A 25,100-nucleotide genomic window follows, 5' to 3' on the forward strand; every position below is an offset into this window, starting at 1 on the left:
ATGGTGAGTTTCGGATATGTGTTTGTTATTATTGCATCAGCATTATTATTTGGTGAAACAATCAATTTCATGAAAATTGCTGGAATGGTATGTATAGTAGCTGGCATTTTATTTATTGCAAAATCATAGGAGGTAAAGCAATGGGAACATATTTATATTGTGTACTTCCATTTATAGCTTGGGTAGCTTCGGGAGTATTGAAATTTTTAGTGAATTATCTTCGTTCTGGAAAAGATGCTTTTCGTTTAGTAGGAAATGGTGGATTTCCTAGTACGCATACAACGATTTTATCAAGTATGGTCATGACAATAGGGTTTCATGAAGGTTTTAATACCCCGATGTTTGGAATCGGGATGGCAATTTTAACAATTGTTATCATTGATGCCACAGGACTTCGCCGTACAGTTGGTAAACATGCAAGAATGTTGAATAAACATATAAGTTCGGAAGAAGAAAAATTAAGAGAGCGCCAAGGACATCATTGGCATGAGATTTTTGGTGGACTTGTGTTAGGAACAGTTATTGGGTATGTAGCACATCTAATTATGGTATTTCTACCTTAGAGAGGAGAAGAAGTATTGAGTATTTGGAATGGTTATAAAGGAAAGGGGATATTAGCCCTTGTCCTTTTCATTTTTTATTGGTCATTTTATTTTTTTATCGGTTGGAAAATGGAAAACGACTCTAAGATTTTAACAGCTTCCTGGTATGACATGTATTTTTCTTTTGATCAGGGTTATTACATTTTAAGTTTTTTCTTGGCTAAAATACCAATTGCAGATGAAGTGTTGTTTCGACATCCATTTTTAAATTTTTTAACTGAGGAAATAGCAACAGTGGTATCATCACTAGGTGTAAAAAATGTAGTGCAAGGTATTATATTTTTCCAAGCATTCTTAAGTACGATAAGTGTAGTCATGATTTACATGTTATGTTGTAAAATTTGTAAGAATGTAATTGTTTCTTTCCTATTAGCGGTTATGTACGGATTTTCAGCTACTATGTTAGTTATTACGTGGACACCGGAATCTTTTGTTTATGCCAATTTCACATTGGTACTGATGTGCTTTGTATGTTATCCGTTTATTACAGGAGAAAAAGAAGCGAAAGCAGGATTCAGCGTTGCTAATATGTTATTGGCAATAGGAATAACGGGAGTTACATTAACAAATTCGTTTATGTGGTTTTTAGGTAGTGTAATGAGTTATAAAACATTAAAGAAAAGAATCATTTGGACTGGTATTTCTATCATTGTGGTCGTTCTTCTTTTCGTATTAGTGATTATAGAAAATAACATATCACTTATTGATGTGATCAATACTAATATTAAATTTACAGAGAAACAAGGTTTTTCAGAGGAATATGTAGGGTCTAAGTATATACTAGCATTTCATTTAGTATTAGGATCTTCATTCATCTTTGGACCATTCTCGGAAGTTACTTTAAGACAAGGTGAGCAATTCGCACAATTAAATATGCTTCCATCGCATACTATGATCGGATGGATTGTGATTGTATCTGTATATGCTTTTATAATAGTAGCTGTATGGAAAAACTTTAGAAAAGAACCTTTTGTAAGGTTTTTAAGTTTCTGTTTACTATTTAATATTGTTTTACATGGAATTGTTGGCTTTGGAGCATCTGAAGCATTTATTTATGGTGCACATATGCTGTTTACAATACCGTTATTATTGGCATATGGTTTTAAAGTGATGAGACGTGTAAAAGTAGTTGCTTTATGTTTAATATTAATATTAATAATTATAAATAATTTTGAAAGTATGCTATATTTTTACCATTTTGCAGTCTCCAATTATTCTTTATAATAAAATAGATTTTTAATAAAAGGGTACTTTAGATAGGATGTCTAAAGTACCCTTTTTTACTATTTCTTAAAAATAGATACAAAATAATAGCCGGAAGTGTAGCATTTTAGAAAAAATATAGTTGTTATGAAAGAACTCTAAACATGTTTTGAGTACAAAAAGAGTTAGCAAGACATGAAGTGATAATTATTGTACTTAGATATCGCTGTGTGCACATAATTTATGGGGCAGTTCCAGCAATGGGTAGGTAATTCGTATACTTTTCGAGCATTTTGTAGAAGAATAATTTTTTGAAGAAAAAGCTGTCTCAAATTTTGGAGACAGCCTTTTTTATTGATATAGTAGGTATATTTGTTGGTAATTCGATATAACTTCATTTACTACCGCGCTGTTCAAAAAAGTGTTTATAAAGAAATCGTATACAAAACCCCATTTAAAGCAAAAGAAGTACGGCCCGTTTCTTCAGAGACAACTAATATAAGTGCATCACTCTTTTCTGATAAGCCAATTGCAGCTCTGTGACGTGTTCCTAGCTCAGGATCAACTTCTGTACTTTTCGTTAAAGGAAGAATATTAGCAGCTGAGACAATATGATTATTTTTTACGAGAACGGCACCGTCATGAAGAGGGTTACCTGGATAAAATATTGATTCGAGTAATGGTGCAGTTAAATGAGCGTTTAATGTCGTTCCAGTTTGAATGAGAGCTTCAAGCGTCTCGTTTCGTTCCACAACGATAAGAGCACCATGTTTTCTGGCGCTTAAATGTTGGATAGCTGTCGTAATAAAAGATGAACTTTCCGTATAAGGTGATAAATATGCCTGAATGTAGTATGTAGCTGCCAATGTTTGTACATTTGCTAACATATGATGAATATCTTCCATTTTGCATAAAATACATTCGTCTTCTTTATCGATTGCGTTCCTCATAATCGATAGTTCTTTTTCAGCAATTTCAATCATTTGCTTTGTTTGTATTTTGAGCTCTTCTGACAAGCCCCATTCGTGCATAATCCTCATTCCCTTTAGTGGAGTATTTAACAATAGTGTATACAAATATTCCTAGTAAAATCCTGTTAGATTTTATAAAATATTGAGATACAGCATGTTTTTTTCATATAATAAAGGTATGACGAGCGAGAGGAGAGAGAAGAATGAATTGGAAACAAGAATTTAGTCGCTGGCTTTCTTACGCACAATTAGATGCAGAATTAAAAGAACAGCTAGAAAATATGAAGCAAGATGAGAAGAAAATCGAGGATAGCTTTTATAAAAATCTAGAGTTTGGCACAGGTGGTATGCGTGGTGAACTTGGTGCTGGTACGAACCGTTTAAACGTATATACAGTTCGTAAAGCAACAAAAGGATTAGCAAGCTTTATTGAAAAATTAGGTGAGGAAGCGAAAAAACGCGGTGTTGTTGTAGCCTATGATTCTCGTCATAAATCACCTGAGTTCGCAATGGAAGTTGCTGCTACACTTGGGGCACGCGGTATCACAACATATGTGTTTGAAAGCTTACGTCCAACGCCAGTACTTTCTTTCGCAGTTCGTCATTTACATACAGTAAGTGGAATCGTTCTTACGGCAAGCCATAATCCACCTGAATATAACGGATACAAAGTATACGGTGAAGATGGTGGACAGTTACCTCCAAAAGAAGCAGATGAGTTAATTAGCTACGTAAATGCAGTAGAAGATGAATTAACAGTTGAAGTCGCTGATGTAGAGCGATTAAAAGCTGACGGTTTATTACATATTATTGGACAAGAAGTAGATGATGCATATGCTGCAGAATTGAACAATGTCATCATTAATAAAGAAATGGTGCAAAAGGTCGGCAAAGACTTAAAAATCGTCTTTACACCATTACACGGAACATCAAATATTTCTGTACGCCGTGGTTTAAAAGAAGTTGGATTTACAGATGTGACAGTTGTAAAAGAGCAAGAGTTACCAGATCCAAACTTCTCTACAGTAAAATCACCGAACCCAGAAGAGCACGCAGCGTTTGAGTATGCCATTCGTGACGGTGAAAAGGTAGGCGCAGATGTATTAATCGCAACTGATCCTGACGCAGACCGCCTTGGTGTAGCAGTGCGTAATCATAATGGTGAGTTCCAAGTATTAACAGGAAACCAAACAGGTGCATTAATGCTTGATTACTTACTATCTCAAAAGAAAGAAAACGGAACGCTTCCGGAGAACGGTGTCGTATTAAAAACAATCGTAACGTCTGAGATTGGCCGTACAATTGCGAAAGCATACGGTTTAGATACAGTTGATACGTTAACTGGATTTAAATTTATCGGTGAGAAAATTAGGCAGTATGAAGAAAGCGGACAATATGAATTCCAATTCGGTTATGAGGAAAGCTATGGTTATTTAATCCGCCCATTCTGCCGTGATAAAGATGCAGTACAATCTGTCCTATTTGCATGTGAAGTAGCTGCATACTACAAATCACAAGGGAAAACGTTATATGACGGTCTATTAGAAGTATTTGAGAAGTACGGTTTCTTCCGTGAAGACCTTGTATCGTTAACGTTAAAAGGAAAAGATGGAGCTGAAAAAATCCAAGAGATGATGGCAACGTTCCGTGAGAATCCGCCGAAAGAAGTAGCAGGCTTAACAGTCGTAGCAGTGGAAGACTATAAAGCAAGCATCGTTACATCTTTACAAGATGGACATAAAGAAGAGATTCACTTACCGAAATCAAATGTGTTAAAATATCAATTAGAGGATGGTTCATGGTTCTGCCTACGTCCATCTGGAACTGAGCCGAAGATTAAGTTTTACTTTGGTGTAAAAGATAGTTCTTTACAAAATAGTGAACAAAAGTTACTTACTATTAAAGAAGACATTATGAATCGTTTATAATACAAAGTAATTTTAAGTAGTAAGGAACAAAAGGGAGCGAAATCTCCCTTTTGTTTTATGTAGGAAATAATTGCTATTGATTCCGACAGGAGAGAGGGTATTTTGTGATGAAAAAAGTAAGAAAAGCGATAATCCCAGCAGCTGGATTAGGAACACGTTTTTTACCAGCAACGAAAGCAATGCCGAAGGAAATGTTACCGATAGTAGATAAACCAACGATCCAATACATTGTAGAAGAAGCAGTGAAATCGGGTATCGAAGATATTATTATCGTTACTGGTAAAACAAAGCGTTCTATTGAAGATCATTTTGATAATGCATTTGAACTAGAACAAAACTTATTAGAGAAGAAAAAATATGAGTTGCTTGAAAAAGTACAAGCTTCTTCAAAAATGGTAGATATTCATTATATCCGTCAAAAAGAGCCGAAGGGACTAGGACATGCTGTTTGGTGTGCGCGTAAATTCATTGGTGATGAGCCGTTTGCAGTGTTACTAGGTGATGATATTGTCCAAGCTGAGAAACCGTGTTTACGTCAATTAATGGATGAGTATGAAAAAACACTTTCTTCTGTTATTGGTGTACAAACTGTTCCAGAGTCGGAAACACATCGCTATGGAATTATCGATCCATTAGAACAAGAAGGTCGTCGTTACCAAGTTCGCAATTTCGTTGAGAAACCAGCACAAGGTACAGCTCCTTCAAACTTAGCAATTATGGGCCGTTACATTTTAACGCCTGAAATCTTTATGTTCTTAGAACAGCAACATGTCGGTGCTGGTGGTGAAATTCAATTAACAGATGCAATCCAAAGCTTAAATGAAATCCAACGTGTATTTGCTTACGATTTCGAAGGAAAGCGCTACGACGTAGGTGAAAAGCTAGGATTCGTTCAAACGACAATTGAAATGGCCCTGCAACACCCAGAATTGCGTGATGACATGGTTGCAATGATGAAGAAAATTTTAGAAGAACAAGCGAATCAAGAGTCTTAATATAAAAAAAGAGTTATTGCAGCAATCTGCAATAACTCTTTTTTATTATGAAATCGTCGAATGAGAATGCTGATAAGCAGAACGACGCACAGCATAGTATATGCGAGGTGTGATAATAGCACCGATAATTGTAAATGCAATATCTTTTACTGCAAACCACATCATAATCATCCAAGCAGCTTTATAGCTCATATTACCGCCCATAAAGAGATTGACTGCTCCGTACATGTAAGTAGTACCGATTATATAAGTTAAAATAATTCCAGTGAAAGAGGCAATTGCAAATGTAATGAAAGTTGGTCTTTCTTTTTGTTCTACTAGTTTTCCTGATACGTAAGCAACGATAATAAAGGCGATAATAAAACCACCAGTAGGATCTAAAAGTGCTCCAAATCCAGCTTTGAAGTTAGCGAAGATTGGTGCACCGGCTAAGCCAACGAGCATATATACAGTCATGGATAAGGCACCAAGTCTACTTCCAAGAAGAAGACCTGCTAAAATTGCGAAAAATGGTTGCATAGATAATGGGATGCCTGCTACTTGTAAGAAAGGTGCCCAAGATACAATATTTGCACCGATGGCCATAAGAGCAACGAACATGGCAGCTAATGCTAAATCTAAAACATGAAATCTTCTCATAATGTTAACCTCCTGTTGTTTTTAGGTTAACATTATCGTAGCGAAAATATTTACTTGTTGTCAATTAAAATATTTTGATAAGAAGGCTTTAAATAGTCTCTTAGCAACGTATATGGAATACGAAATTGCGGAATTCCACTTGAATAGGGAGCAATCTCATATAAAGGGAAATAAATGACGAGATTGTCTGGCTCTAAAAAGAAGTGAAATTTTTTCATACTCATTACTTTTTCAGTTGCATCAGGAAAATAAATGCTTTCATTTTGTTTAATTTGTCGTACAATCTCTGCACGGATTACATCTTTATATTTATCCTTTTGTTGAAATAAATCGTCTAAGTGCAGCACCTTTTTTTCGTTTAAATCAAATGTATTTGCCTTCCACGTATAAAGACCGTGTGCTCCGCCAGTATATTGATAGTAATTCACATATAGGCTAAGAAAAGGTGGTTTGTTTAAAGAGACTTTATAATCAACATTTGCTACGTACGGATGAAAGGGTGTACTAGATCCTTCTGTCTCTTTATAATATTTTTTTGCTTCTTTTTCTAATTTGTTTTTAAATTTGTCAGTGGATTTTTTGTAGTATAAATTGAGTTTATTTTGAAATTTAGAATCAGAAAAGTTGTGAAAAGAAGGCCTATTTATTTGATATTCTATATAAGGTTTCTTACCTTTTTGCGTTACAGTCTTAACATCGATTGTCAGGTTAGATGCTTTGGCTGTTATTGCACAATTTGGTACAATAGTCAGCAAGGAGAACATAAGCAGTAATATACAAAATTTCTGTTTCATTTAGGTGAAGCCTCCTTATATAAGTGTTATAAGTAGTTTGAAAATAAATAGGTAAAATTATACATTTAATTAAAGTAAGAGAAGGGGGAAGCGATATGGCAAAAACTTTAATGGATTCACTTGGAATTGAGTTGTTAGAGATGACAGAAGATAAGGTAGTTGCTACGATGCCTGTTGATGAGCGTACGCATCAACCGTTTGGATTTTTACATGGAGGTGCATCGGTTGCATTAGCGGAAACAGTGGCAAGTGTTGGTTCATATAATTTAATTGATCAAGAAAAATGTATTTGTTTCGGATTAGAAATTAATGCAAACCACATTCGCTCAAAGAAAGATGGAATTGTAACAGCGATCGGAACACCGATACATAGAGGACAATCGACAATGGTTTGGGATGTTCGTATTATTGATGAAAATGATGATTTACTATGTATATCAAGATGTACAGTAGCAATTAAAGAAAAACGTGAAAAGTAAAAAAGAGGCGCTCTTACGAGCAGCCTCTTTTTCTTATAATTAGAACTGGATTTTCTTCTCTAAGAAACCTTTTAGTTCGCTAATTGGCATACGAACTTGTTCCATTGTGTCACGGTCACGTACTGTAACAGCTTTGTCTTCAACTGAGTCGAAGTCGTATGTGATACAGAATGGTGTACCGATTTCGTCTTGACGACGGTAACGTTTACCGATAGAACCAGTTTCATCAAAGTCTACCATGAAGTCTTTAGCTAATTCTGCGAATACTTCAGTAGCACCTTCAGATAGCTTCTTAGATAATGGTAAGATAGCTGCTTTGTATGGTGCTAAAGCAGGGTGGAAACGAAGAACTGTACGAGAATCGTTTTCTAATTGCTCTTCTTCATATGCATCACATAAGAATGCTAATGTTACGCGGTCTGCGCCTAAAGATGGCTCGATGCAGTATGGCACGTAACGCTCATTCGTTTGTGGATCAATATAGTTAAAGTCTTCGTTTGAATGTTCCATGTGACGTTTTAAGTCGAAGTCTGTACGAGATGCAACGCCCCAAAGTTCGCCCCAACCGAATGGGAATTTGAATTCAATGTCAGTTGTTGCATTACTGTAGTGAGATAACTCTTCTTCACCGTGGTCACGAAGACGCATGCTCTCTTCAGACATACCAAGTGAAAGTAACCAGTTTTTACAAGTTTCACGCCAGAATGCAAACCACTCTAAATCTTCACCAGGCTTACAGAAGAATTCAAGTTCCATTTGTTCGAATTCACGTGTACGGAATGTGAAGTTACCAGGCGTGATTTCGTTACGGAAACTCTTACCGATTTGGCCGATACCAAATGGAAGCTTTTTACGCATAGAGCGTTGAACGTTTTTGAAGTTTACGAAAATACCTTGTGCTGTTTCAGGACGAAGGAAGATTTCGTTTGTGCTAGACTCTGTAACACCTTGGAATGTTTTGAACATTAAGTTGAACTGACGGATTTCAGTGAATTCTTCACTACCGCAATCAGGACATTTTACTTCATGTTCTTTCATTAAGTCAGCCATTTGGTCGAAAGTAAGACCGTCAACAACCATTTCGATGCCTTTTGCATCTAAAGCATCCTCAATTAATTTGTCAGCACGGTGACGAGCTTTACATTTTTTACAGTCAATCATTGGATCGTTGAAGTTACCAACGTGACCAGAAGCTATCCAAGTTTTAGGGTTCATTAAAATAGCTGCGTCTAAACCAACGTTGTGTGGAGATTCTTGAATGAATTTTTTCCACCAAGCTTTTTTAACGTTATTTTTTAGTTCGATTCCAAGTGGACCGTAATCCCAAGTGTTTGCAAGACCACCGTAAATTTCAGAACCAGGGAAAACAAAACCGCGATGTTTCGCTAAGTTTACAACTTGTTCCATTGAATACATAAAAAAATCCTCCTTTTGAAAGTTAACGTATTGGCGATGACATACTCTGATACTTTGGAAACGAGCAGTATATGCTAAAAAGAACATAAAAAAACGCTCATCCCAAGGCTTATTTGCCTAGGGACGAGCGTTTGCCCGCGGTTCCACCCTAGTTGATACACAAAAGGTGCATCCACTTTATCATGTATTGCTCGGGACTGCCGTTTCCTTGCGGCTTCAGGCTTTCACTATCCCTGAATCGCTTTTTATGCAAGTACTTATAAGTCCGTCATCGCTACTTATATTAATAATAATGAACATATTCTAACACGTTCTTTTTTAAATCTCAATAGAGGAACGCGTCTATCTATGATAGAGTCTCGCCTATTTTTTCATTATTTATTCCGTAATTTTGCTTAATATGCTTAATTGCTTCACGCTTACTTAATGGAGCGAGCTCATTGTTTTGAACGTATTCCCAAACTACATCCGGATTTGTTTTTGCATATTCACGAAGGACCCAGCCAATCGCTTTTTGAATGAAAAATTCTTTTGAAGAATGTAGTTGTCCAATAATCCAGAAAAGAAGTTCTTCATCCATCTTTTGTTTATATTTTAGTTGGAATAAAATAGCGGCACGTTGTAACCATATGTTATCTGATGCAATCCATTTTGGAATATAGGCAGAAATTAATTCTGGATGTTTTAAAAAGATATCGCCTAAAAATGTAGGGACGATGCTATCGACAGAGTCCCACCAAGATTTTGTGACAATCAGTTCTTCTAAGAAGGGGATATGAGTTTCGTTTATATGCTTTTTATATTTTTGCATAATATCAAGTGCGGCCGCTTGGAATTCACGTTCTGGTAAGTCCCAAAGCTCACGTATGATAATTTGGAAGTCTTTTTGATCTGGGAGAGTATGTATTTGAATGATGTCTTTTAATAATTGGCGTCTTTCCGGTGTTTGAATACCTAGAAATGGGAAGTGATTTTTCATATAACGAGCCATAGGTTCTGCTTTTTCAGGATTTTGATGAGCTGTGAAATGCTCTTGTAATGCTTTTACAAATGGATGCATAAGTGTTGCTCCTCTCTTATTCTCTTTCTTCTCTTATTATACAAAGAGTTTGGATAAATTTTAAAACATAACTTGCAATGTAATGAAATATGTTGAAAGTAGAGAGGAGAGGATAAGATGGAGGATCAAGGCGTATTAGCAGGTTTCTTTGCTCTTAGTTTTGCGTTTATTCTTGTTATATTGATTTGGGCAATTATTTCATATTTGTTAACGGCTTTTGCACTTTATTCGATGGCGAAAAATGATGGTGCAACGGACGGGGTGCTTGCGTTTATTCCGTTTTTGAATAGTAAGACATGGGGTGACTTAGCGAAAGATAAATTACCAGATTTTTTGAAAGAAGAAGCAGGGTGGAAAGTATTTGGTATATACGTTGCATGTTTTATTTTTAATTTCGTACCAATTATAAGTTTACTAGCAACAGCTGTATCGATTGTGTTGTCCATTTATCTTATCTACGCTATTTTAGACAGATACGGAACGAACTCTATATTATTTACGATTATTCATGTAATCACATTTTCAGTGTTCTTACCGATTCATTTATTTATCATTCGAAATGAACCGGTGAGATATAAAGAGTAGATTTTTCTTTTTTGTTGATAAGTCGATATATTTTAGATATAAGTAAAAAAGCGCCCTGATTATCAGAGCGCTTTTTTTACTACATAAGGTAGCGTAAATAAATATAAATGTGAGAAATGATTAATGAAACGATCATAATTGGGAAACCGACTTTTAGGAAGTCCATGTAACTAAATTTATGTCCTTCGCGGCTCGCGATACCTGCAACGATTACGTTAGCAGAAGCTCCGATTAATGTTCCGTTTCCGCCCAGACAAGCACCTAGTGCTAATGCCCACCATAATACATCGATTTGTGCGTCAGATGGTGATAAGCCTAGCCCAACTGCCATATCGTTAATAAGTGGAATCATTGTTGCAACGAATGGGATGTTATCAATTGTTGCAGAGGCGATACCAGATACCCATAAAATAAGGATGGATGCGTAAGAAATATCTCCGCCTGTTATACCAATTACTTTTTGAGCTAACATTTTGATAAGACCGATATCGATAAGTCCTCCAACAAGTACGAATAGCCCTGCGAAGAAGAAGATTGTTACCCATTCTACACTTGCGAATACCTCTTCAATTTCATGTTCTTTCACACCAATTAACATAAGTACAGTAGCACCAGTTAAGGCGATAATAGCGGCATCAATATGGAAAATAGAATGAGTCATGAAACCTACAATTGTAAGTCCAAGTACCGTTAAAGATTTTTTCATTAATACTGGATCTTTAATGTATTGTTTTTCATCTAAGCTCATTAATTTTTTAACTTGTACAGGATCGGCAATTAATTGTTTACGGTACATAAAGTAAAGTATTGTTGCTGTAACTGCAATAATAATAATTACGATTGGTGCTAGATTCAATAGGAAAGCATTGAAGTCTAAATGCTTATTTGCAGAACCAATCATAATGTTAGGTGGATCACCAATTAATGTTGCTGTTCCTCCAATATTTGAAAAAATAATTTCAGAAAGTAAATAAGGAACAGGATTTACTTGCAGTATGCGCGTAATAGATAAAGTAACTGGAACAACAAGAAGTACAGTTGTAACGTTATCTAAAAATGCGGAGCCAAGCGCGGTAAGTAGGGAAAGGGAAATTAAAATTTTAATTGGATTTCCTTGTGCCCCTTTTGCTGCTTTAATGGCAACGTATTGGAAAACACCTGATTTACTCGTAATGTTCACCAAAATCATCATACCGATGAGTAGCGTAATCGTTCCCCATTCAATATGTTTCGTAAAGGCGTTATGTAAATCGACGACCCCCACAATTACCATGAATGCTGCACCGAGAAGTGCGATGACAGCGCGATTAATTTTTTCAGAAATAATAATGGCATATGTAATTAAAAAGACTGCGATAGCAAAATAATACTGCCAGTTAGCGAGTTCTTGCGTTGTTTCGTGCAAAAATCTCATCTCCTTTCATTCATTTTTCTTAGTGTGTCAAATATTAACTAGATGAAACACACATAACGTCATTATAAAGTAGAAAAACTGCGGATGTAAATGAAAGGAGAGATTTTGTCATATTTTCTGCATAGGTCATTTTTTCTTATTTTTTAAAATATTTGTGGGCATTTGACATATATATAAGATACATCCAATCTGAATATTTAAAATGGAATTAGCATTCGAGCTTGTTCGTGTAGGAGTGTCAAATAGAAAGGAATGACAAAAATGATAAGGAAGGGATCGTATGGATGAACAACGATTTTTATTTTTAGACTTTGAGTTTACGATGCCCCAGCATAGAAAGAAACCGAAAGGATTTTTTCCAGAGATTATTGAGGTAGGACTCGTTTCAGTTGCTGGCTGTAAGGTAGAAGATACGTATTCATCACATGTCAGGCCGAAAACATTTCCTTCTTTAACGGATCGATGTAAGAAGTTTTTAGGAATAAAACAAGAAGTCGTGGATAAAGGGATTTCATTTCCTGAACTCGTTAAGAAGCTTGCAGAATACGAAACGAAATGTAAACCGACAATTGTAACGTGGGGAAATATGGATATGAAAGTGCTGAAACATAATTGTGAAATGGCAGGGATAGCTTTTCCATTCTTCGGACAGTGTCGTGATTTATCGCTTGAGTATAAGAAGTTTTTTGGAGAAAGAAATCAAACAGGATTATGGAAAGCAATTGAGGCGTATGGAAAAGTAGGGACAGGGAAGCATCATTGTGCGCTTGATGATGCGATGACGACGTACAATATTTTTAAACTAGTAGAAAAAGATAAAGAGTATTTAGTAAAGCCAGCACCTCCAACATTAGGAGAACTTGTTGATTTTTCAAAAGTGTTAAAGAAAGTGAGCACACAGTAACGACCAAATTGCACATTATGTAATTTGGTCGTTTTGTTTTTTAGAGTTTGTAGTCTTTCTTTAACTGTTGTAATGTTTCTAGACTACGCTCTGCAAAAGGTGAATCATCTTCAGAAAATGAATTCATTTGAGTTTCTAATGCTAATTTTAGTGACTCGGTATAATCCGGAATTTCTCCTTCATATTTTTTCACCATTTGCTCTGGAATGTTCGTCTGTTCACGGAAAGCTAAAGCGCGTCTTTCATGGAAAAATGGTACGTCAGCTTGTTTTACGTTATGTAAGTCACCTTGCACCGGATGTTTTAAAACAGCTAATACTTTTACGACGTAACTGCCAGGGCGGCTATTTGTAACTTCGCCGATGTATTTTCCTGTTTTATAAATACCAGTAACGATTTCGCCAATTTCAAATGTTTCTCTCATATTTTTCACCTCAAGTTTATAGTAAGGAAAGTAGGAGAAGGAGTCAAAGAAATCATTTGCTTTCAGAACGCCCCTTGAGAATATGGATAGGTTCCACTATAATTTAAAATTATATAACAGAAAATTCTGATGTTTTATAAATCCTATAATAAGGAGTGTTCTATATGATGCCTTTATATTTTCCGGAAGATAAAACAGAATATATTATTCCAGGGATTGTTTGCGTTCTATTTATTATCGGTGCTATTGCCACGTGGCGCATGTTTATTCGTGTATCAAAAAGAGAAGCAGAGCGATTGCAGAAAGTTGAAGAAAAACTATTAGCTGAAAAGAAACAGTAATGCATTTTTGTATGTTTCCCTCTATGCTCGGACAATCTAAGGGCAGAATATATTTTGGAGGGAATAAAATGAAGAAACGGCTTTTTTTCAGTTGTTGTTTATTATTTCTGATGGCAGGTTGTGACCAAGGAAAGCCGAAAGAAATTGAAGTGAAATTACATAATGCTTCAGGAGATGAAGTAGGGACTGCGAAAGTAGTGCAGCAAACAAGTGGCGTGAAAATTACGATTAAAGGAGAAGGTTTCACGCCAGGACCACACGGACTACATGTACATGAAATCGGAGAGTGTAAGGCACCTCGTTTTGAATCATCCGGGAATCATTTTAATCCTGATGATAAAAAACATGGTCTTCTTAATCCGAAGGGTGCAGAAAACGGTGATTTACCGAACGTAGTTGCAGATGGTTCTGGAAAGATTAAAGCGGAAATCGATGCACCTCACATCACACTTGAAGAAGGAAAAACGACGATTCATAGAAAAGATGGAGCGTCTATTATTATTACAGAAAACCCTGATGATGGTATGACTCAACCGACAGGTAAATCAGGGGATCGAATTGCTTGTGGCGTAATTGTAAAAAAAGCATCGGATATGAAGAAAAAGTAAAAGCTACCGTGAATGGTAGCTTTCTTTGTGAAATGTAATTAAAAATATATCAGCGATTATTGGAATATATCGACTGTAACTCAAATTATATCGGCGATTATTGGAATATATCGACCGTAACTTGAAATATATCGACTTACCGACAAAATATTACAAAGGAGTCTGTCCAAGAATGATTAGGGGGACAGACTCCTTTCTTATTATGAAAACGTATGACGCAGTCTGTTTAAAATTTCTTCTAAAACAGATCGTGGACAGCCGATATTAATTCGAATATGTTCTTCGCCACCTAACCCATATTTCTCACCAGGTTCAACAATGATTTTTCCTTTTTCCTCAAGTAATGCAGTACGCTCGTTTTGAGAAAGCTTTAGACGAGAACAATCAATCCATAATAAAAAGCTACCTTCTGGCTTCGTTACGGAAAGAGCAGGTATGTGAGTTTTAATATATTCACAAGCAAATTGAGCATTATCTTCTATATATAATCGAATTTCGTTTAGCCAATCATTACATTCTGTATAGGCACTTTGCATCGCTGTATAAGCGAAGATATTTAATCCGTGGAAGCCTTGTCTATATTGGATAGATGTAAAGGCTTGACGGAGTTTTTCATTTGGAATGATAATAATCGATGCTTGTAATCCAGCGATATTAAATGTTTTACTTGGAGCCATACAAGTAATCGTGCGAGCTGCTAATTCTTCAGATAAAGAAGCGAACGGTGTATGTCTATGATCTGCGTAAATAATATCGGAATGAATTTCATCCGCCACAACGATTACGTTATATTTAGTACATAACGATCCGAGCTGCACAAGTTCCTCTTTCGTCCAAACGCGCCCGATTGGGTTATGAGGGCTACAAAGAAGCATGAGTTTGATGCCTTGCTGAAACTGCTTTTCTAAATGCTTGAAGTCTATCACATATGTATCATTTTGTTTCTGTAAGGGACTCACGTATAACTGTCTGTTGTTTGTTGTGACCATTTCGAAAAATGGAGGATAAATAGGTGGTTGTACGAGAACGGATTCGTTTTCTTTTGTGAAAGCCTGTATGCTCGTACTAAGAGCTGGAACGATTCCGGCGCTAAAGACAATCCATTCTTTTTGAATATCCCAGTCGTATTGTTGTTTTGTCCAGTTACAAATAATATTCCCAATATTTTCGGGAGGAAGTGTATAGCCAAAAATCGGATGTTCGATTCGTTGTTTTAAGGCAGTTTGAATTGGTTTTGGTACTTCAAAATCCATATCAGCAATCCAAGCATGGATAAGTTCTTCGTTTTTATATGTATCCCATTTTATACTATGCGTTCCACGTCGATTGATTGCTTTATGAAATAGTTGCATAAGTTTGCTCCCTTCTTCTGTAAAACCAATAAGTTATGAAAGTTCTCTCTCTTCTTATAGAATAGCTGATGTGATAGGATAAAGAAAAGTATTAAAAAGTGAAAAGGCGGGAAGCGAATGGGTACATATGAAAAGATGATAGAGGTTGTGAAGAATTGGGATCCGTTTCAAATGGGACCGGAGTTTTATGAAACAGAAGCGAGCGATGTTGTGAACGTCATAAGTGTGTTTGACGATCCAAAATACATCGCAAAGAAGATTCAACATATATACTTTATGTCTTTTGAGGAAGTACCTGCGCTTGAAAAATGTGAGAAATTAGCTATGGAATTACTTGTAATAAAAGAAGGTGGAAGCTGTTCATTATAGGCTGTCGGAATTTCCGACAGCCTTTTTTATATTATCCCGCTATTTTCCGGGCAGTAAGACCCCGACCTCAAAATTCAGCGGAAGCAAAGAAGTTAGGTGGGGATTGATTAAAGTTTCATTTTATTGCGCGGAAAAAGCGATAATTTCTTCATAAACATGTTCAGGCTTTTCTTCAGGTAGTAAATGTCCTGTATTTTCATAAGAAATAAATTTTGAATTCGGTAAATCTTTGTGTAGACGATGACCTACATGTACAGGGACGACGCGGTCTTTTTCACCCCAAATGAGTAGGATAGGTGTTTCGATTTTTTGTAATTCAGTTGAAGATAAGTCACCTTCACGGTCTCGTATCATGCGAGTTAAAGCGGGAAATATACGGTTGTCATAAAAAGGAGCGGAGTAACCTTTTTTCATTTCATCGTCAATTAATGAGTGATCATGAACGACATTCATTAAGTTATGAACAATGCCGCGCCGTATAATCCAGTTCTTTACGTATAAATGAAAGAACGGTAAATAAGAAGAGTATAGTAAAGGTAAGGTTGCGCGCGCTAAATAGCTCGAGCTACATAGTAAAATCGTCTTTGAAATGAGTTCAGGACGTATACGGTTTACATAGAGAGAAATTTGCCCACCCATAGAATGCCCAACTAATACAATGTTTGAGAGAGATAAATGTTCAATTAAATCAATAATAATCGTTGCTAAATTGTGATAAGAATACTTAAACAGATGAGACTTATCACTTTTTCCGAACGGTGGTAAATCAAGAGCAATGACTGTTCCTTCCTTCGCTAGTAAAGGAATGAGACGGCGGTAACTGAATGAGGAAGATAAAAAGCCGTGAACGAGTACGAAAGTAGGGCGTTCTGTTTTATTATCATGTTCATACAATTCGTAATGAACAGTAGTGCCGCGAGTGGAAAAAGTGAAATAAGGACAAGTATATTTATGATTCATTTTTTGTCACTCCATTGATTTTTGTTCATATCATCTCCAAGGAAGAAGAAAATATGTTAACAAAAAAAGGCAAGATGACGATGTCATCTTGCCTTTCGTTTATTCAGTATTACCCGCGCACAATATTAGGCGGTGTTTTTCCTTGTAATCCTGCAACTAAATTTTCAGCGGCGGTCATGGCCATTTGCTGACGAGTTTTTAATGTTGCAGATCCGATGTGCGGTAAAGTCACAACATTTTGTAATGATAAGAGTGGATTATCTTTTTGAATTGGCTCTTGTGTAAAAGTATCGATGCCTGCTGCAAAGATTTTCTTTTCTGTTAAAGCATGGATTAACGCTTCTTCATCTACTGTTTTCCCCCGAGAAGCATTAATGAAGATTGCTGTTTCTTTCATTAATGAAAATTCCTTTTCTCCGATAAGGTGATATGTTTCATCTGTTAATGGAGTAAGAAGAACAATAAAGTCAGACTGCTTCAGTAGCGTCTGTAAATCACAATATGTAGCATCGAATTTTTGTTCAGCTTCTTCTTTACGACGGCGGTTATAGTAAAGAACATTCATATCAAATCCGAATTTTGCTCGTTTTGCAACGGCTTCTCCAATTCGGCCCATACCGATAATACCAATTGTGCTATGGTGTACATCTAGTCCGAAGTGTTCTTTTCCGATTTCAGCGTTCCATTCACCATTTTTTACGTAAGAATCGAGTTCGCAAACGCGGCGCCCAGCTGATAGCATAAGGGCGAAAACGAGATCAGCTACTGTATCATCTAATACGTATGGTGTATTCGTTCCGATAACCTTTCGATTTTTCATCGCTTGTAAATCAAAATTATCGTAACCAACAGAAATGTTGCTCACTACTTTTAAGTTAGGAGCCACTGTCAGTAATTCTTCATTAATAGCAGATCCGAAATTTAATAACCCATCTTTATCTTGTATTTTCTCTAATAGAACATCACGAGGTACTTTCTCATTTTGATCCCATTTTTCATAATCACAGTGTTCTGATAAATAGTTTTCTACAAATGTCGGAACTGGTTCAGCAATATAAATTTTTGGTTTCACGGTTCCATCCCCTTTCGCTTTATCACGCATTTTTCCGCTGATTAAAGTTTCACTTTATTTTGACATAATTCAATAGAAAAATCTTCTTTTCAAACTGGAAAGGGTATTTGTATAATTTAGACACAAACGAAAAGGAAGGATGATTTATATGGTGACAGAAAAAGAATTAGAATTATTAGCTTGTCTTGAAAAGAGTAGTCGATTATCTGTAGATACATTAGCGAAGCTGTTAAATATAGAAGTAGAAGAAGTAAAGAAGATGGTTGCGAGATTAGAAAATGAAAAGATTATTGTGGATTATGTAACACATATCCATTGGACGAAAGTGAAAGAGCATACAGGTTTAACGGCAATGATCGATGTGAAAGTTACGCCAAAGCACGGCGTTGGGTTTGATGCGGTTGCTGAGCAAATTTATCGTTATTCAGAAGTGAAATCCGTTTATTTAATGTCAGGGACATATGATCTTTCTATTACATTAGAAGGTAAAACGATGGGGGAAGTAGCGATGTTTGTTTCTGAGAAATTAGCAACAATTGAATCTGTCGTTTCTACAACTACTCATTTCATTTTGAAGAAGTATAAACATGAGGGCGTTATTTATGAAAAAGACGATGATGATAAGCGAATTGTGGTGACACCATGAAGCAATTTGAACTATCTAGATCAGCAGAATCTTTAAAACCATCTGGTATTCGAAAATTTTTTGATTTAGCAGCAAATATGAAAGGTGTTATTTCCCTCGGGGTAGGAGAGCCGGATTTTGTTACCCCTTGGAATGTAAGGCAAGCATGTATTCGTTCTTTGGAACAAGGGTATACGTCATATACAGCAAATGCAGGATTATTGGAGCTCCGTCAAGAAATAGCAAAGTATCTAAAAAAACAATTTGCAGTATCTTATGATCCAAGTGATGAAATCATTGTTACAGTTGGAGCGAGCCAGGCGTTAGATGTAGCGATGCGTGCCATTATAAATCCTGATGATGAAGTGCTCATTGTTGAACCAAGCTTCGTTTCTTATGCACCACTTGTGACATTAGCTGGAGGAGTTCCGGTTCCTGTGGAGACTAAGCTAGAAAACGAGTTTAAAGTACAACCAGAACAAATTGAAGCAGCTATTACAGCGAAAACAAAGGCAATTTTACTTTGTTCACCAAATAACCCAACAGGTGCAATGTTGAATAAGTCCGAGCTTGAAGAAATAGCAGTGATTGTTGAGAAGTACAATTTAATCGTATTATCTGATGAAATTTATGCAGAGCTTGTATACGACGAAGTATATACAAGTTTCGCGAGTATTAAAAATATGCGCGAGCATACGATTTTAATTTCAGGATTTTCAAAAGGATTTGCGATGACAGGATGGCGTCTTGGTATGATTGCAGCTCCTGTTCATTTTTCAGAATTAATGCTCAAAATTCACCAATATTCCATGATGTGTGCACCGACGATGTCTCAGTTCGCAGCACTTGAAGCGTTACGTGCGGGGAATGATGAAGTAATTCGGATGAGAGATAGTTATAAGAAGCGTCGTAATTTTATGACGACATCTTTCAATGAAATGGGCTTAACGTGTCATGTGCCGGGCGGAGCATTTTATGTTTTCCCTTCTATATCTTCAACAGGATTATCTTCAGCGGAATTTGCAGAACAGTTATTGCTGGAAGAAAAAGTAGCTGTTGTCCCTGGTAGCGTATTTGGCGAAAGTGGTGAAGGGTTTATTCGTTGTTCTTATGCGACGTCGCTTGAACAACTTATGGAAGCAATGAAGAGAATGGAACGGTTTGTTGAAAATAAAAAAAGGACAAAACGTAATACGTTTTGTCCATAAAAGGGGGGGAATACTAGAAAGCCATGTGTTAGTAGTCTATCCCAATATTGGAGAATTATACTTCTTTAAGGGAAATTTTTCATGAATTTTGAATGAGTTCTGTCATAGTGGTATAATTTACTAATATAAGGTATGTGCATTCTAGATATTGTTATCTAGAATGCGTACTAACCAATCGGATATTTAAAATAAATATATCTGCTTTGCTCTCTATAATTGTAGAGAGAATGGTAAACGTATGGGAGTGTTTCATATGTCAGAACAATATACAACAGGAGTGGTTGTAACAGGGAAAGTGACTGGAATTCAAGATTACGGTGCGTTTGTAGCGTTAGATGCAGAAACACAAGGACTTGTGCATATATCTGAAATTACAAATGGATATGTAAAGGATATTCATGACTTTTTAAAGGTCGGCGATACAGTAGAAGTAAAGGTACTTTCAATTGATGAAGAGCACAGAAAAATGAGTTTATCGTTAAAAGCTGCGAAAAGAAAACAAGGAAGGATTCTTATACCAAACCCATCTGAAAACGGATTTAATACGCTGCGAGAAAAGTTGGCAGAATGGATTGAAGAGTCCGAGTTAACAAAGTAAAAGAGGAACGCATATGAGCGTTCCTCTTTTACTTTATCTTATGATATATATTTGCAAATATGATTGCATGCAATCATATTCGTATGTCGGAGGTGAAAGGACATACTGATTATCGAATTTCGTTTGTTTCTGGGTGCGTACCAAGATTTTCAGATGGTTTAAACAGTAAACCAAGGTTGATAAGCCCAGATATACCAACGATGCCGTAAATAATACGTGCAAGAGCTGAATTTTGTCCACCGAAAATGGCTGCTACTAAGTCAAACTGGAAAAACCCGATTAGTCCCCAGTTCACAGCGCCAATTACAGTAAAGACTAATGCGATACGTTGCAAAGTACTCATGAAAAAGCCCCCCTTAATTGTGAAGCATGAGCAAGCGATGAGTTAATTAACTCTTTTATAGAATGGGGTAGTTATGTTGTTTTTATACATAAAAAATGTTCGAAAGAGGATGTATATACATCTATACCGAAAAATGCGAATTTTTATGCAAAAAATGAACTTTTTCTAAAAAATATATATTGGTTACGTTTACAATTGCCTAATCGCTTGATTTACAACTTCAGTTTCGCTAAAGTGAATACAGAAATACATATCCATAATTGGAGGGAAAAAGATGAGTACACATGTAACGTTCGACTATTCTAAAGCGTTATCCTTCATCGGTGAACATGAAATCACTTATTTACGTGATGCAGTGAAAGTAACACATCACGCAATCCACGAAAAAACTGGAGCTGGGAACGATTTCCTTGGGTGGGTAGACCTTCCGCTTCAATATGACAAAGAAGAATTCGCTCGCATTCAAAAATGCGCAGAAAAAATTAAAAATGACTCTGACATTTTACTTGTTGTAGGTATTGGTGGTTCTTACCTAGGAGCACGCGCAGCAATCGAAATGTTAAACCATTCTTTCTACAACACGCTTTCTAAAGAACAACGTAAAACTCCACAAGTGCTATTTGTTGGACAAAACATTAGCTCCACTTATATGAAAGATTTAATGGACGTATTAGAAGGTAAAGACTTCTCTATTAACGTTATTTCCAAATCAGGTACAACAACAGAGCCAGCACTAGCATTCCGTATCTTCCGTAAGTTATTAGAAGAAAAGTATGGAAAAGAAGAAGCGCGCAAACGTATTTATGCAACTACAGATAAAGCGCGTGGTGCATTAAAAACATTAGCTGATAACGAAGGTTATGAAACATTTGTTATTCCAGATGATGTTGGAGGTCGTTTCTCTGTATTAACGCCAGTTGGTTTATTACCAATCGCAGTAAGTGGCTTAAATATTGAAGAGATGATGAAAGGTGCAGCTGCTGGTCATGATGACTTCGGAACATCAGAACTAGAAGAAAATCCAGCTTACCAATACGCAGTAGTTCGTAACGCTTTATACAATAAAGGAAAAACAATTGAAATGCTTGTTAACTATGAGCCAGCACTTCAATACTTCGCTGAGTGGTGGAAACAGTTATTTGGTGAAAGTGAAGGAAAAGATCAAAAAGGTATTTTCCCATCTTCAGCAAACTTCTCAACTGATTTACACTCATTAGGTCAATACGTTCAAGAAGGGCGTCGTGACTTATTTGAAACAGTTCTTAAAGTAGGAAAATCTACACATGAACTAACAATCGAATCAGAAGAAAACGATTTAGACGGATTAAACTACCTTGCTGGTGAAACTGTAGACTTCGTAAACACAAAAGCATACGAAGGTACATTACTTGCACATAGCGACGGGGGAGTACCAAACTTAATCGTAAATATTCCTGAATTAAATGAGTACACATTCGGTTACCTTGTATACTTCTTCGAAAAAGCATGTGCGATGAGCGGCTACTTATTAGGCGTGAATCCATTTGACCAACCTGGAGTAGAAGCATACAAGAAAAACATGTTTGCTTTACTTGGTAAACCAGGATTTGAAGAATTAAAAGCAGAATTAGAAGAGCGTTTAAAATAATAAAAAGCGACCGGATTCCGGTCGCTTTTTATTATTTTATCGAAAAGTCCATCAGTATATTCAAACTAAAGTGGGTATGCTAAAGGAAAAGTCTAGGAGGGATGGGCTTGATTCCGATTCAATCAAATTTAGAAGGACGTACATATGCGTTATATAAGTTAGAAGAGATTATGAAACCACTTGGATATAGCATTGGTGGTAATTGGGATTATGATAAAGGATGCTTCGATTACAAAATTGATGAAGAAGATGGGTATCAATTTTTACGAGTTCCATTTACAGCCATTGATGGAGAACTAGATGTACCAGGCGTAATAGTTCGTCTTGGAACGCCGTATATTCTTTCGCACGTATATCAAGACGAACTAGATGATAATGTGAATACTTTAACAGCTGGAACGAGTGGAATGGATCAATTTGCTGAGCCGAAAGATCCAGATGGAGATGTGAAAAGAAAATATATCAATATTGGGAAAGTGCTCATGCAAGAATTAGAGCGTCATTTTACTAATGGTGAATAACAATGAGTATGTCGCTTTCAATGAGAACAAAGGAATGAACTGGATTAATCATATATTGTTCGTCGCGCTTTATACCTAGTAAGAGAATGTTTTGCTTTAAAAGAGTATAGCTACAATTGGCAAAAGTTTGTCCGGTGCAGGACGATGGAAGCTCCATCAGTTGTAATTTATTATCAGAGATTTCGTCGTAAAGTGAAAATAGTACACCTGAAATGGAAGGGAATAAAAGAGAAGCGGTAAATACATAGCTCGTTAATTTATTTCCTTCTATAATTTCTGACACGCCAGCTCTCGTTGCATTTTGTATTTGTTCAGAAGTAAGAAGTTCAGCGATGCAGTGAATGTTTGGGTTGAGCCCTTTTGCAGTTAAAATATTTAAAATGGACTGTGTATCCGCTAAGCTTTCGTTTTTTTCTTTATCAGCTGTTATTAATATGGTGTGTGCCGTTGCAATATTGGCCTTTAATAAAGTTTGATCGTGATGCGGACAACCTTTTATAAATTCTAAATGATGAAATGGTTTTGGGAGTAAAGAAAGTGTTTCATCAATTAAAACGATATCAAGGTTTGGTTGTAATACGTGCATTTGCTTTACAACATGTTTTGCGCGCTCATTCCAGCCAACGATAATCATATGACCGTTAGAAGTAGCGGCTTCTTCACCTTTAATTTTCATATATTGTTTATTAATCATTTCAGTAGCAAACAGCACCATATAATAAGAACAAAAGCCAGTTCCTAATAAAATAATACTTATACCTATTAGTTTTCCTATCGTCGTATGGGGAGCAAAGTCTCCATATCCAACTGTAAAAATGGTAACGATTGACCACCAAATTCCGTCAAACCATGTAGTGAAATGAAAAGGTTCTAATCTATGTATAAGAAAACCGGAAAAAGCAGTCAGTACAATAATAAAACAAATTAAACGAAAAATAATGGAATCACGAAATGTATCTACTAAATTCGGACGGGATTTCAATTGCCTATTCCTCCTTACTTTGTAGGACTACATTCATTGTTGCCATTATAGAAAAAAGAAAAACTCTCTAATTAAAGAGAGTTTGTTTTACGTTACATACTTTCCACTTCAGTTTGTTGGACACTTTCAAGATGCTGGAGAGCATAGTAAACATCAGCAGTATGTCTTTTTTGATCAATGGATAGTTTAAGATGTAAATAGTGAGAACCGTTTTCTAATGTTTTAAGCTTCATATTCTTAACTTTTATATCCATTTCTTTTATTTCTTCAATTACGATTGGGATATTGTCCATATTTCGTACAACAAGTTTCACAGCGATATCACGTTGACGAAATGATCTAGGGCCTACATATTTCATCGCGAGTGGTATAAGTTCGACACTAATCATAAGGAAACACATTCCGAATATCGCTTCAATATAGAATCCGGCCCCAACAGCAATACCAATACCAGAAGCACCCCAGATCATAGCGGCAGTCGTGAGCCCTGCAATGCTATCGTTACCTCTTCTTAAAATTACGCCAGCACCTAAAAAACCAATTCCTGATACAATTTGAGCGGCAAGTCGAAGTGGATCCATATTCATATGATCGGTATGTGGTAAGTTATAAGCTGCTTTAATAGAAACAATCGTTAGGAGGCAACTAATAATAGAAATAACTAAACACGTTTTTAAACCAAGTGGTTTCCGTTTTAATTCACGTTCTAAACCAATGGCAAATCCTAAAATAGCCGAGAGACCTAGTTTGATTAATAAATCGGTATAGTCCATATATATTCCTCCCTGTATGATATGCTATATGAATAAAACGCTTATTATAGAAAGAAACGTCTTTTGATAGAGTAACTTTATATAAAATATATGTAGGAATTGCTCATACATGAAAGAGATATTTCGTTTAAGTATATGATATAAAAAAAGAAATGTGGGCAGTTTTAAAAAAAGTTTATAAAAGGTGTTGCATTTCATTTTTCACCATGATATATTAATAACCGTCGCTGATGCGGAAACGCAGAAAACGACAAAAAAGAAATTGAAAAACTTAGTTGACATCGAAAAACGAAGATGTTAACATAAG

The 25,100-nt window shown here is 36.1% G+C and carries 29 protein-coding genes; 16 read left to right on the forward strand and 13 right to left on the reverse strand.

What is annotated here, in order from left to right; genetic code table 11:
• The 3 genes from DN401_RS27530 to DN401_RS27540 all read left to right on the forward strand — a co-directional run.
• Nucleotides 1-129: EamA family transporter (locus DN401_RS27530; protein WP_149288065.1), on the forward strand; the 129-nt coding region annotated here is incomplete at its 5' end.
• Between the two features lie 11 nt (nt 130-140).
• The gene (locus DN401_RS27535) at nt 141-563 is read left to right on the forward strand and encodes a divergent PAP2 family protein (protein ID WP_000537666.1); all 423 of its coding nucleotides are present in this window, start codon (nt 141-143) and stop codon (nt 561-563) included.
• Between the two features lie 15 nt (nt 564-578).
• Nucleotides 579-1,826, forward strand: coding sequence for a DUF6080 domain-containing protein (locus tag DN401_RS27540; RefSeq protein WP_086401785.1), 1,248 nt, complete (start codon nt 579-581; stop codon nt 1,824-1,826).
• Nucleotides 1,827-2,230: 404 nt separating this feature from the next.
• Here DN401_RS27540 and cdaS read toward each other — a convergent pair whose 3' ends face one another.
• Entirely contained in the window at nt 2,231-2,836 is a 606-nt protein-coding gene (gene cdaS, locus DN401_RS27545) for a sporulation-specific diadenylate cyclase CdaS (protein WP_000545253.1), read from the reverse strand.
• Nucleotides 2,837-2,979: 143 nt separating this feature from the next.
• Here cdaS and DN401_RS27550 point away from each other — a divergent pair, with 143 nt between their 5' ends.
• Nucleotides 2,980-4,704, forward strand: coding sequence for a phospho-sugar mutase (locus DN401_RS27550; RefSeq protein WP_001104225.1), 1,725 nt, complete (start codon nt 2,980-2,982; stop codon nt 4,702-4,704).
• Nucleotides 4,705-4,811: 107 nt separating this feature from the next.
• Complete coding sequence (gene galU / locus DN401_RS27555) at nt 4,812-5,699, forward strand: UTP--glucose-1-phosphate uridylyltransferase GalU (protein ID WP_002097988.1); 888 nt, start codon at nt 4,812-4,814, stop codon at nt 5,697-5,699.
• 45 nt (nt 5,700-5,744) lie between these two features.
• On the opposite strand, the gene DN401_RS27560 is transcribed toward galU, so the two are convergent.
• The gene (locus DN401_RS27560) at nt 5,745-6,338 is read right to left on the reverse strand and encodes a biotin transporter BioY (protein ID WP_149288066.1); all 594 of its coding nucleotides are present in this window, start codon (nt 6,336-6,338) and stop codon (nt 5,745-5,747) included.
• A 50-nt stretch (nt 6,339-6,388) separates the two neighbouring features.
• Nucleotides 6,389-7,132: a DUF3298 and DUF4163 domain-containing protein gene (locus DN401_RS27565; protein WP_000810329.1), complete on the reverse strand. Its 744-nt coding sequence runs from the start codon at nt 7,130-7,132 to the stop codon at nt 6,389-6,391.
• Nucleotides 7,133-7,227: 95 nt separating this feature from the next.
• Between DN401_RS27565 and DN401_RS27570 the strand changes: the two genes are divergently transcribed.
• Entirely contained in the window at nt 7,228-7,611 is a 384-nt protein-coding gene (locus tag DN401_RS27570; RefSeq protein ID WP_001140612.1) for a hotdog fold thioesterase, read from the forward strand.
• A 39-nt stretch (nt 7,612-7,650) separates the two neighbouring features.
• Here the strand turns inward: DN401_RS27570 and DN401_RS27575 are convergent, their stop codons facing one another.
• Both DN401_RS27575 and DN401_RS27580 read right to left on the reverse strand, forming a co-directional pair.
• Nucleotides 7,651-9,027, reverse strand: coding sequence for a glycine--tRNA ligase (locus DN401_RS27575; RefSeq protein ID WP_000287147.1), 1,377 nt, complete (start codon nt 9,025-9,027; stop codon nt 7,651-7,653).
• A 346-nt stretch (nt 9,028-9,373) separates the two neighbouring features.
• Nucleotides 9,374-10,087 (reverse strand): DNA alkylation repair protein, encoded by a 714-nt coding sequence (locus tag DN401_RS27580; protein ID WP_000553309.1) that lies wholly within the window; start codon nt 10,085-10,087, stop codon nt 9,374-9,376.
• Nucleotides 10,088-10,204: 117 nt separating this feature from the next.
• On the opposite strand from DN401_RS27580, the gene DN401_RS27585 reads away from it, so the two are divergent.
• On the forward strand, nt 10,205-10,672 hold the full coding sequence (locus tag DN401_RS27585; protein ID WP_000390061.1) for a hypothetical protein: 468 nt from the start codon (nt 10,205-10,207) through the stop codon (nt 10,670-10,672).
• A gap of 79 nt (nt 10,673-10,751) precedes the next feature.
• On the opposite strand, the gene DN401_RS27590 is transcribed toward DN401_RS27585, so the two are convergent.
• Complete coding sequence (locus DN401_RS27590) at nt 10,752-12,077, reverse strand: ArsB/NhaD family transporter (protein ID WP_000545209.1); 1,326 nt, start codon at nt 12,075-12,077, stop codon at nt 10,752-10,754.
• Nucleotides 12,078-12,366: 289 nt separating this feature from the next.
• On the opposite strand from DN401_RS27590, the gene kapD reads away from it, so the two are divergent.
• Nucleotides 12,367-12,990, forward strand: a complete 624-nt coding sequence (gene kapD / locus DN401_RS27595) for a 3'-5' exonuclease KapD (protein WP_000344356.1) — start codon at nt 12,367-12,369, stop codon at nt 12,988-12,990.
• Nucleotides 12,991-13,030: 40 nt separating this feature from the next.
• Here the strand turns inward: kapD and kapB are convergent, their stop codons facing one another.
• Nucleotides 13,031-13,414, reverse strand: a complete 384-nt coding sequence (gene kapB, locus DN401_RS27600) for a kinase-associated lipoprotein KapB (protein ID WP_001209344.1) — start codon at nt 13,412-13,414, stop codon at nt 13,031-13,033.
• A gap of 164 nt (nt 13,415-13,578) precedes the next feature.
• Between kapB and DN401_RS30000 the strand changes: the two genes are divergently transcribed.
• Both DN401_RS30000 and sodC read left to right on the forward strand, forming a co-directional pair.
• The gene (locus DN401_RS30000; RefSeq protein WP_000982757.1) at nt 13,579-13,755 is read left to right on the forward strand and encodes a hypothetical protein; all 177 of its coding nucleotides are present in this window, start codon (nt 13,579-13,581) and stop codon (nt 13,753-13,755) included.
• 68 nt (nt 13,756-13,823) lie between these two features.
• Entirely contained in the window at nt 13,824-14,363 is a 540-nt protein-coding gene (gene sodC, locus DN401_RS27605; RefSeq protein ID WP_000746520.1) for a superoxide dismutase [Cu-Zn], read from the forward strand.
• Between the two features lie 200 nt (nt 14,364-14,563).
• Here sodC and DN401_RS27610 read toward each other — a convergent pair whose 3' ends face one another.
• A complete protein-coding gene (locus DN401_RS27610) occupies nt 14,564-15,715 on the reverse strand; it encodes a MalY/PatB family protein (RefSeq protein ID WP_100654990.1) in 1,152 nt (383 codons plus the stop codon).
• A 117-nt stretch (nt 15,716-15,832) separates the two neighbouring features.
• On the opposite strand from DN401_RS27610, the gene DN401_RS27615 reads away from it, so the two are divergent.
• Nucleotides 15,833-16,084 carry a YugE family protein gene (locus DN401_RS27615; RefSeq protein ID WP_000537638.1) on the forward strand — a complete coding sequence of 84 codons (252 nt, stop codon included), beginning with the start codon at nt 15,833-15,835 and terminating at the stop codon, nt 16,082-16,084.
• A 120-nt stretch (nt 16,085-16,204) separates the two neighbouring features.
• Here the strand turns inward: DN401_RS27615 and DN401_RS27620 are convergent, their stop codons facing one another.
• Both DN401_RS27620 and DN401_RS27625 read right to left on the reverse strand, forming a co-directional pair.
• Nucleotides 16,205-17,044 carry an alpha/beta fold hydrolase gene (locus tag DN401_RS27620; RefSeq protein WP_001015860.1) on the reverse strand — a complete coding sequence of 280 codons (840 nt, stop codon included), beginning with the start codon at nt 17,042-17,044 and terminating at the stop codon, nt 16,205-16,207.
• 109 nt (nt 17,045-17,153) lie between these two features.
• Nucleotides 17,154-18,146: a 2-hydroxyacid dehydrogenase gene (locus DN401_RS27625; protein WP_002041993.1), complete on the reverse strand. Its 993-nt coding sequence runs from the start codon at nt 18,144-18,146 to the stop codon at nt 17,154-17,156.
• 118 nt (nt 18,147-18,264) lie between these two features.
• Here DN401_RS27625 and DN401_RS27630 point away from each other — a divergent pair, with 118 nt between their 5' ends.
• The 3 genes from DN401_RS27630 (at nt 18,265) to yugI (ending at nt 20,547) form a co-directional block, all read left to right on the forward strand.
• Nucleotides 18,265-18,762 carry an Lrp/AsnC family transcriptional regulator gene (locus tag DN401_RS27630; protein WP_149288067.1) on the forward strand — a complete coding sequence of 166 codons (498 nt, stop codon included), beginning with the start codon at nt 18,265-18,267 and terminating at the stop codon, nt 18,760-18,762.
• On the forward strand, nt 18,759-19,949 hold the full coding sequence (locus tag DN401_RS27635) for an aminotransferase (protein ID WP_075676431.1): 1,191 nt from the start codon (nt 18,759-18,761) through the stop codon (nt 19,947-19,949). The genes DN401_RS27630 and DN401_RS27635 overlap by 4 nt, the downstream gene beginning before the upstream one ends.
• A 253-nt stretch (nt 19,950-20,202) precedes the next feature.
• The gene (yugI, locus tag DN401_RS27640) at nt 20,203-20,547 is read left to right on the forward strand and encodes a S1 domain-containing post-transcriptional regulator GSP13 (protein WP_000003764.1); all 345 of its coding nucleotides are present in this window, start codon (nt 20,203-20,205) and stop codon (nt 20,545-20,547) included.
• Nucleotides 20,548-20,656: 109 nt separating this feature from the next.
• Here the strand turns inward: yugI and DN401_RS27645 are convergent, their stop codons facing one another.
• Nucleotides 20,657-20,890, reverse strand: a complete 234-nt coding sequence (locus DN401_RS27645) for a DUF378 domain-containing protein (RefSeq protein WP_000105788.1) — start codon at nt 20,888-20,890, stop codon at nt 20,657-20,659.
• A 274-nt stretch (nt 20,891-21,164) separates the two neighbouring features.
• Between DN401_RS27645 and DN401_RS27655 the strand changes: the two genes are divergently transcribed.
• Complete coding sequence (locus DN401_RS27655; protein ID WP_000103654.1) at nt 21,165-22,517, forward strand: glucose-6-phosphate isomerase; 1,353 nt, start codon at nt 21,165-21,167, stop codon at nt 22,515-22,517.
• A 107-nt stretch (nt 22,518-22,624) separates the two neighbouring features.
• The gene (locus DN401_RS27660; protein ID WP_000612334.1) at nt 22,625-23,038 is read left to right on the forward strand and encodes a YugN-like family protein; all 414 of its coding nucleotides are present in this window, start codon (nt 22,625-22,627) and stop codon (nt 23,036-23,038) included.
• Here DN401_RS27660 and DN401_RS27665 read toward each other — a convergent pair.
• On the reverse strand, nt 23,025-24,020 hold the full coding sequence (locus DN401_RS27665) for a potassium channel family protein (protein WP_000842320.1): 996 nt from the start codon (nt 24,018-24,020) through the stop codon (nt 23,025-23,027). The two genes, DN401_RS27660 and DN401_RS27665, sit on opposite strands and share 14 nt — an antisense overlap.
• A 92-nt stretch (nt 24,021-24,112) precedes the next feature.
• Nucleotides 24,113-24,793, reverse strand: a complete 681-nt coding sequence (locus tag DN401_RS27670; protein WP_000386676.1) for an MgtC/SapB family protein — start codon at nt 24,791-24,793, stop codon at nt 24,113-24,115.
• Between the last annotated feature and the right edge of the window lie 307 nt (nt 24,794-25,100).

Source organism: Bacillus sp. BF2-3 (genome assembly GCF_008368795.1).
GTDB classification, from domain to species: Bacteria; Bacillota; Bacilli; order Bacillales; family Bacillaceae_G; genus Bacillus_A; species Bacillus_A cereus.